General features: G+C 67.4%; 9 protein-coding genes and 1 rRNA gene. 3 read left to right on the top strand and 7 right to left on the bottom strand.

Going from position 1 to position 7,604, the window contains the following annotated elements; genetic code table 11:
- Positions 1-384: 384 nt before the first annotated feature.
- From BLV57_RS43685 to BLV57_RS22925, 3 genes are read right to left on the bottom strand one after another with little or no spacing between them, the layout of a single operon-like run.
- A complete protein-coding gene (locus tag BLV57_RS43685; protein ID WP_218134856.1) occupies positions 385-756 on the bottom strand; it encodes a VOC family protein in 372 nt (123 codons plus the stop codon).
- Positions 753-1,148 carry an SgcJ/EcaC family oxidoreductase gene (locus tag BLV57_RS43690; protein ID WP_218134857.1) on the bottom strand — a complete coding sequence of 132 codons (396 nt, stop codon included), beginning with the start codon at positions 1,146-1,148 and terminating at the stop codon, positions 753-755. The genes BLV57_RS43685 and BLV57_RS43690 overlap by 4 nt, the downstream gene beginning before the upstream one ends.
- Positions 1,148-1,762: an MPN domain-containing protein gene (locus BLV57_RS22925; protein ID WP_091291849.1), complete on the bottom strand. Its 615-nt coding sequence runs from the start codon at positions 1,760-1,762 to the stop codon at positions 1,148-1,150. The genes BLV57_RS43690 and BLV57_RS22925 overlap by 1 nt, the downstream gene beginning before the upstream one ends.
- A 143-nt stretch (positions 1,763-1,905) precedes the next feature.
- Here BLV57_RS22925 and BLV57_RS22930 point away from each other — a divergent pair, with 143 nt between their 5' ends.
- Together BLV57_RS22930 and BLV57_RS22935 are read left to right on the top strand one after the other, a co-directional pair.
- Entirely contained in the window at positions 1,906-2,871 is a 966-nt protein-coding gene (locus BLV57_RS22930; protein ID WP_091291850.1) for a LysR family transcriptional regulator, read from the top strand.
- A gap of 19 nt (positions 2,872-2,890) precedes the next feature.
- On the top strand, positions 2,891-3,388 hold the full coding sequence (locus BLV57_RS22935) for a VOC family protein (protein ID WP_091291852.1): 498 nt from the start codon (positions 2,891-2,893) through the stop codon (positions 3,386-3,388).
- Here the strand turns inward: BLV57_RS22935 and BLV57_RS22940 are convergent.
- From BLV57_RS22940 to BLV57_RS22950, 3 genes are all read right to left on the bottom strand, one after another.
- Positions 3,343-5,469 carry an MMPL family transporter gene (locus BLV57_RS22940; protein ID WP_245757462.1) on the bottom strand — a complete coding sequence of 709 codons (2,127 nt, stop codon included), beginning with the start codon at positions 5,467-5,469 and terminating at the stop codon, positions 3,343-3,345. The genes BLV57_RS22935 and BLV57_RS22940 overlap by 46 nt on opposite strands.
- A gap of 111 nt (positions 5,470-5,580) precedes the next feature.
- Positions 5,581-5,829, bottom strand: a complete 249-nt coding sequence (locus BLV57_RS22945) for a hypothetical protein (protein ID WP_091291854.1) — start codon at positions 5,827-5,829, stop codon at positions 5,581-5,583.
- Positions 5,826-6,146 (bottom strand): ArsR/SmtB family transcription factor, encoded by a 321-nt coding sequence (locus tag BLV57_RS22950; RefSeq protein WP_091291856.1) that lies wholly within the window; start codon positions 6,144-6,146, stop codon positions 5,826-5,828. The genes BLV57_RS22945 and BLV57_RS22950 overlap by 4 nt, the downstream gene beginning before the upstream one ends.
- Before the next feature lie 197 nt (positions 6,147-6,343).
- Between BLV57_RS22950 and BLV57_RS22955 the strand changes: the two genes are divergently transcribed.
- On the top strand, positions 6,344-7,009 hold the full coding sequence (locus BLV57_RS22955) for a DUF4328 domain-containing protein (RefSeq protein ID WP_176968753.1): 666 nt from the start codon (positions 6,344-6,346) through the stop codon (positions 7,007-7,009).
- Between the two features lie 501 nt (positions 7,010-7,510).
- Here the strand turns inward: BLV57_RS22955 and rrf are convergent.
- A 5S ribosomal RNA gene (gene rrf, locus BLV57_RS22960) occupies positions 7,511-7,604 on the bottom strand; the annotation flags it as partial.

The raw sequence follows: 7,604 nt of genomic DNA on the forward strand, positions 1-7,604 counted from the left end.
CAGCGAGGTTTAGACCACTTGCCGTCTTGACGTGGCCGGAGCGCCGTGCGGCCGCGGCACGGCAAGCGGACGGCAGGGCGCCGCGCATCGGGCAGGTTCACACCGTCGAGTGATCAACACCCGGGACGCGGAACGCGTGCCGAACCCGCATTCACGGGCCCGGCCGTCGCATTTTTTGCCAACGAATTCAGCGCGCGGGAGGAGATTGTCGCACCGGGGCGTCCCCATTCGCCTTTTCCGGCGTGGCGGGCTGCGGAGCCGGGGTCTTCCCGGCACCGCACATGTGCTTGTACTGCTCACGGCACGAGCGTGCGTACCGTCGCGACCCAGCGGTCATACCTCGATGATAGAAAAGAATACGTCGAGGCACACCTTAATTCGACCTCAAGCCGGCGGCGGGAGGTATCCGTGTTCGGAAAGATCGAACCAGTTCCCTTCCGGATCGATCGCCCGATACTCGGCGAACGGCCGGTCGCTGGGCCGCTGGACCGGCCGGGGCACGCCGGCGTCGGCGAACCGGTCCGAAACGGTCTCCACGTCGTCCACCTGGAAGCCGAAGTGGTTGAAGCCACTGGATGCTTCGCCGTCGAGCTGCTGCTGGATCAGCGCGAGGTTGAGGTACCCGTCGGTGAGGAAATGGCTGCCGTCCGGGTCCTTGTGGAAGATCTCCATCTCCAGCCGGTCACGATAGAAGCTCGCGAGCTGTTCGGCGTCGCGGACGACGAAGGCGAGGTGGCGCAGGCGGGGCCGGGTCATCGGGGTGCTCCTAGCGGGATCATGTTGTGGAATGCGGTGATCGACCAGCTGTCGCCGCGCCTGCGCACGACCGCCTGGGCGTGGGTCGTCATGGCGGGCTTGTCGTCGGCAGGCACGACGACAGAGGTGACGTGCACCAGCGCGAGGTCGTCGCCGAGCGGGCGGACCAGCCGGACGTCGGGCTCCATCCGGCTGCCCGCGTACGCCGTGGCGAACAGCCGGGCATGGCCTTGCTCGACCTCGTCGCGCCTGGTCTGCTCCTCGCCGCGGACCGAGACGAACGAGACGTCCTCGTCGAAGACCGAGGCGAACAGCCGCGCGTCGCCCTTCTCCCAGGCCAGCGCCATGGTCGCCCAGATGCCCTTGATGGCGTCCTCGTCGGGCGGCGTCATCAGCGCGGCTCCGGGATCGGGGCGCTGACGCGCAGGGGAATCGGATCACAGTCCGCGCTCCAGGCGGCGAGCGTGTAGTAGAAGGCGCCGTGCCTGCGTTCGAGGTAGCAGACCACATTGACCGGCCAGCCGCTGTTGCCGAAAACGTACTCGTCCATCGGGGTCGGATGTTCGGACAGCGGACGACACCGTTCGGATTCCGGGCCGAGCCGGTGCCAGTCCGGATGCAGATGAATGGACCCGAGTATTTCCGCACCCATTTCATCGGCCTGCCGCGAGATGCGCAGCAGATCCGCCGGATCGAGCCACCAAGCACGAACGGGGTTCTCGTACGCGGAACCGAAACGCGGGACGATGGCCGAGGCGAACTCCTCGGTCGCGGCGGGCGTGCTGCAGCGCGCGTTCCGTCCGAACGCGATTTCCTCCACCACATAGGAAGAACCGGCCGACTGTCCAATGAGGACAGCGAAACACGGTCTCGGCTCGTCAGCCGTGATGGCGGCGTATTCCGTCTTCGCGGCTCTCAGGAAATCGTGCAGCGACCGTTCTGACAACAGGACAACGGACTGATCGATCAGCCCGTATTCAGGCGCGACTTCCAAAACAATCGACAAGGGGGACTCCACCACTGAGGTCGGGGAAGTTTCACGGTAAGGGCAGTTCGAGCCGCCACGGAACCGCGCACACCTGAACGGCCTTATTACATTCGGCGATAACACGGCACCACTGATGTGGATCACGCCCGTAGAATCACGCCATGCACCTGGACTTCCGCCACCTCGAGCTCCTGGTCGCGATCGCGGAAGCGGGCACCTTGCGGCGGGCGGCGGCCGAGCTGCACCTCAGCCAGCCCGCGGTGACCACGCAACTCAAGCGCATCGAGCACCACATCGGCGGCCCGCTGTTCCTGCGCAGCCCGGATGGCGTAGTACCGACCCAGCTCGGCGCCGGGGTCATCGAGCACGCGCGCAAGGTGCTCGTCGAGTTCAGCGAACTGGAGCGGCGCGCCCAGCTCAACGCCCAGCGCGACGCCGAGTACGCGCCGATCCGGGTCGGCGGTATCCCGGCGAACCAGTTCTGGCTGCTGGTCAGCGCGCTGGGTGACGCGTTCCCCGACCGCGAGATCACCAGCCGGACGGTCAAGTCGACGGCCATGCTGACCACGCTGCTCGGCTCCGGGGAGCTCGACGTCGCCGTGCTGCGCCGGTTCCCGCGTTTTCCGCTGCGGCTGCCGGAATCCGTGGTCCAGGCCAAGCTGCTGACCGAGCCGATCTTCGTCGGCGTCGGGCTGGACCACCAGCTCGCGGATCGCGGCGAGATCGGGCTCGGCGAGCTGGCCGACGAGACCTGGGTCATGCCGGAACCCGACGACAGCGGGATGAACGAGTTCTTCAGCACCGTCTGCGCGGACAACGGGTTCGAGCAGCGGGTCGCGCATCTCACCAACGACTCGCACATCGCGTTCGCGCTCACCGCGGCAGGCGCGGTCTGCCCGCTCTACCCGATCGGCTTCTCGCCGAGGCAGGGGCTGGCGACGATCCCGTTGGCGGGCAACCCGTTCTACCGAGAACTCGTGCTCGCCTGGCGGACCGATTCACTGATCGCGCCGCAGATCGGCAGGCTTCGTGACCGGGTCAAGCAGGGGTATCTTGAACTCGTCGGTGATACTCCTGTGTACTCGGCATGGTGGGAGCGCGGCGGATCCTCCTTCGCACTTCCTTGACCGGCGAAAGGAGCCGATCTTGCCCATCAGGGGACTGAACCACGCGGTGCTCTGGGTCCGCGACGCGCGGCACAGCGCTGAGTTCTATGTGGACGTTCTGGGCTTCCGGATCGTGCACAGCACACCGAAATCCGTTTTCCTGCAGGCGCCGGAGTCAGCGAATGACCACGACCTCGGCCTGTTCGGCGTCGGTGACCAGGCCGCGCCCAGCAGCGCCGGTTCGGACCAGGTCGGGCTCTACCACCTCGCCTGGGAGGTGCCGACGCTCGCGGATCTGCGTGACTGCGCGGAGAAGCTCAAGGCGGCGGGCGCGCTCGTCGGCTCGGCCGACCACGGCACGACGAAAGGGCTCTACGCCAAGGATCGTGACGGCAGCGAGTTCGAGGTCTGCTGGCTGGTGCCGCCGGACCTGATCGGCGACGACGCCGAGCACGCACGCGGCGAGCTCGACATCGAAGCCGAAATCCAGCGCTACGGCGCCGAAACGCTCGGTGCCTGCGCCCGCGTCGGCGCCTGACTCCGCTTCCACGCCCGGTCGCCCAGCAGTGCCATCGCCGCTGGGAGCAGCACTCCACGCACGAGGGTCGCGTCGACGAGGATCGCGATCGCCATGCCGGTGCCGAGCATCTTGTACTCGATGGCGTTGAGCGTGACGAAGATGGCGAACACCGCGACCATGATCGTCGCCGCGCTCGTGACCACGCCCGCGCTGGTGCCGATCCCGCCGACGACGGCGTCGCGCGGGCTCGCGCCTGACCGCCATCGTTCACGGATCCGGCTGAGGATGAAGATGTGGTAGTCCATGCTCAGCCCGAACAGCAGCACGAACAGGAACATCGGCAGCCAGCCGACCACCGCGCCGTACGAGGTGAAGCCGAGCACCGAGGACAGGTGGCCGTCTTGGAAGATCCAGGTCAGCGCCCCATACGCGGCGCCGATCGACAGCAGGTTGAGCACGATCGAGACCAGCGGGATCCACAGTGAGCGGAAAGCCCAGCCGATCAGGATGAACGCGAGCACCCCGACCGAGAGATAGACCAGCGGCGCGCGGCCGCTCACCAGTTCGGCCATGTCGTGAGGGATCGCCGTCTTGCCGGAAACCGCGAAGCCGATGCCGTCGACCTTACCGACCGTGGCGGGCAAAGCCTTGGTGCGCAAGGCTTCCAGCGCACGATTCGAGAGTTCGTCGGTGCCTTCCCCGGCAAGCGGAACGCGGACGACGATCGCTTTGTCGACCTTCATCACGGCCAACGGTTCGGCGAGCAGGCCGCCGCTGCGCGCGACCTCGTCGTGCAGGCCTTCGATCGCGGCGCGTACTTCGGGCGTGTCCGCATTGGCGCCCTTGGTATCCCAGATGACCACTCGTGCGGGCAAGGCCGAGCCGGGGAACGCCTCCTGCATACGGACGGCGGCGTCGACCGTGGGGAAATCACGCGGCAGGCTGTTCACGACGGCGGCGTCCTGCAAACGCATGCCCAGCGCGGGCAAAGCCAGCACCACCAGCAACGTCGCCGCGAGCCCACCCCACAACGCGGGGCGCTTGACCACGCCGCGAGCCACCGAAGTCCAGATCCGCGATTCGTTCGCCGGAACGCGGCGCAGCACCCGGCCGCGGTTCACCCGGTCGCCGAGCAACGAGAGCAACGCGGGCAGCATGGTCACCGAGCCGAGCATCGCGACACCGACGACCAGCGCGGTGCCGATCGCGGCACCACGCAGGTTGTCCAGCCCGACGAAGAGCAGCCCGCCCAGGCACAGCATCACGGTGACGCCCGAGACGAGCACAACGTGTCCGGACGTCTTCGCCGTGATACGCAACGCCTCGCTCTCACTGCGGCCCGCCGCGCGTTCTTCGCGTTGCCGTCGAAGGAAGAAGAGCGTGTAGTCGACACCGACCGCGAGTCCGATCAGCAGGATCATCGCGTACGTCACGGAGTTGACGGCCATCCAGCGCTGCAGCACGCCGACCAGCCCGACGGCCGCCAAGACCGCAGTACCCGCGAGCAGCAACGGCACGGAGGCGGCGACCAGCGCGCCGAACACCGCGATCAGGATCAGGAGCGTGACCGGCAGGGAGAAGAGACCCGACCGCTCGAGGTCGGCGCTGACGGCTTTGTCCACCACCCCGCTCAGGCTCAGGTCGCCGGCTTGCGCCAGGCGTACCCCGGGATGCCGCGCCGCGACTTGCGCGACGGCGTCGGTCGCGGCCTTCAGGTGGGCCTTGACCTGCTCATCCGGTTGCCTGAGACCGAAAGTCACCAAGCCCGATCGGCCGTCTTGGGAGATGAGCGGGCCGCTGATGTCCGTGACCGCGTCGCGGGGAAGCGTCGCCAGCAGATCGTTCGCGGCCGCGTCGGACATCGGCTGGATGAGGATGTTCTCGCGCAGGAGCTCAGAGCCCTGCTGGGTGCTCAACGCGACTTTCGCGCGGCCGGATTCGCCGGGGTCGGCGCCGCTCGCCTTCTCCCCCGGCAGCACCGCGCTCGCCAGCAAGGACAACGCGACGAACGTCAGCCAGCCCGCGATCGCGATCGCCCGATGCCGGACCGACCAGCCGACGACCCGCTCGGCCATCGGCACACTGCTTGTGCGCAGCATGAACTAAAGTCCTCTCGTGCAAGGAGTGTTCTGTGAGTGCTCGCCCTCGGGCGAGTTGAGCCTTCTTCGCTTGACTGGGCCGTCGAGTTGCCGCTCGGCGGCCCAGTGTCGTCATTCGACTTCTTTGAGCACCTTTTCGACGCTCCGCAACCGTTCCTGCATGTCCGCGAGTTGCCGCTCGATGCTCTCCTGACTGCTCACCGCGCGTTCGGCGAGCTTGCGGTACTCCTCCTCGCGCGCGAGGACGGCCTTGGCCCGCCACGTCGCGGCGAACTGCGAGATCGCCACCGCGATCACGACCGTCAGCAGCACGAAAATGCCGATGACGCCTGCCACTTCCCCCCAAGCGCGGATGTTCATTCCTGCGTTCCCTTCTCCACGGTGAGCGTCCGCGCCGCGAGCGCGACGGACTCCGGCGTCAGCTGGAAGGCGAACGGGGTGACCTCGTAGAACTTCATCGCCTTGCCGTCCTCCGAAAGCTCGAGTTGTGACCTGACCAGCCCGGCCGCTTCCAGCTTGCGCAAATGCACCTGCAGCAACGCCCTGCTGATCCCCAGTTGACGGGCGAGGCCGCTCACGTAATTGCGCTCCCCCACCAGCGCGGCGACCACGCGCACCCGATGCGGGTTGGCCAAGGTCGCCAGCACCTGCACCAGGTCGTCCCCAGTCACCTTCATAACCACACCTGGCACATGCCAACAAAAGTTAGCACATGCCAGCGAGGGTTGCGAGTACTGAAACGAGATGACCGCGGGAAGCGATGTCTCCTCGGAATCCGGGGCAAACCCGGGCTGGGGAGAAGGGCTTGACCGTGACGGATCAACAACCCACTGGGCCCATACCGGGCTACGGGCTACCAGGCCCGATGAGACCGGTGGTCGACGCACGAGGCCTCGGCATCGCCGCGTCGGCGCTGATCGGGCTGTCCGTCGTATTGGACGGCCTCAGCGTGTGGTCGGATTGGCATACGCGCCAAGTCGTCGACGGCTATCTCAACGACCTCGCAGGCGTGACCCGCGCCGATCTCCTGACCGCGGACCAGATCACGCTGGTCACGTCCTTGGCATCGCTGGTGATCATGGTCGCCGCGGCGATCGTGTTCATCGTCTGGCTGTGGCGGGTCAGGCTCAACGCCGAGGCGCTGGCGATCGGTCATCACCACCGCAGCCGAGGATGGGTCGTCGGCTCGTGGATCTGCCCGGTGGTGAACCTCTGGTTCCCGTTCCAGGTGGTGAGCGACATCTGGAAGGCGAGCAAGCCGGCCAACCGCGCCGAGCCGAACCTGTCCGCGCTGAGCGGCAGCGCCCGGTTGGACTGGTGGTGGCGCCTCTACGTCGGCGGCAACCTGGTCAACTGGATCGCCTGGCGCGTTGGCCGCGAGCCCACGATCGAGTCGCTGCGGAACGCCGCGCTGGCCGACACCGCCGCGTTCGTGCTGACCACGGGATCGGCGGTCTTGGTCATTCAGCTGATTCGGGAGATCAACGCCTGGCAAGCCCAGTCTCGGCCGGCGATCTCCGGTGGCTACGCCCTCGCCTGACCTCGCTCGACCGGCAAACACCCGTCCTCGAAGGGCAAACACCCGTACGGGAGCGGCAAAGACTCGTACGGGAGCGGCAAAGACTCGTACGGGAGCGGCAAAGACCGGCCTCGACCGGCCGTCTCGCGCACCCGAGGCTCGGCCTTGGCGTGCCCGGAGGGTCGACGCGCGTACCCGGGGAGTCGGCGCGCGTGCTTGGGTGGTCGGCATGGGGGTGCCCGAGCGTTCGGCGCGGGGTGCCGGAGTGGTCGACACGAGGTGCCTGGGTGTGGGACACGGCGTCCCTGGATGGACGACACGCGTGCACGGCCGGACGACACGCGTGCACAGCCGGACGACGCGCGTTCCTGGATGGACGACGCGCGTGCACAGATGGACGACACGCCCGGGGTGCGACGACGCGCCCGGGTGCCGCGGTGGGGCCGGGCGGGGTGTGGGTATGAAATAGGCCCGGCCCCGGGAGAACCGTGGGGTTCTCGACCGGGGCCGGGCTTATGTTGAGTTCGGCGGCGTCCTACTCTCCCACAACCCTTCGGTTGCAGTACCATCGGCGCTACCAGGCTTAGCTTCCGGGTTCGGAATGGGACCGGGCGTT

Source organism: Amycolatopsis xylanica (assembly GCF_900107045.1).
Taxonomy (GTDB): domain Bacteria; phylum Actinomycetota; class Actinomycetes; order Mycobacteriales; family Pseudonocardiaceae; genus Amycolatopsis; species Amycolatopsis xylanica.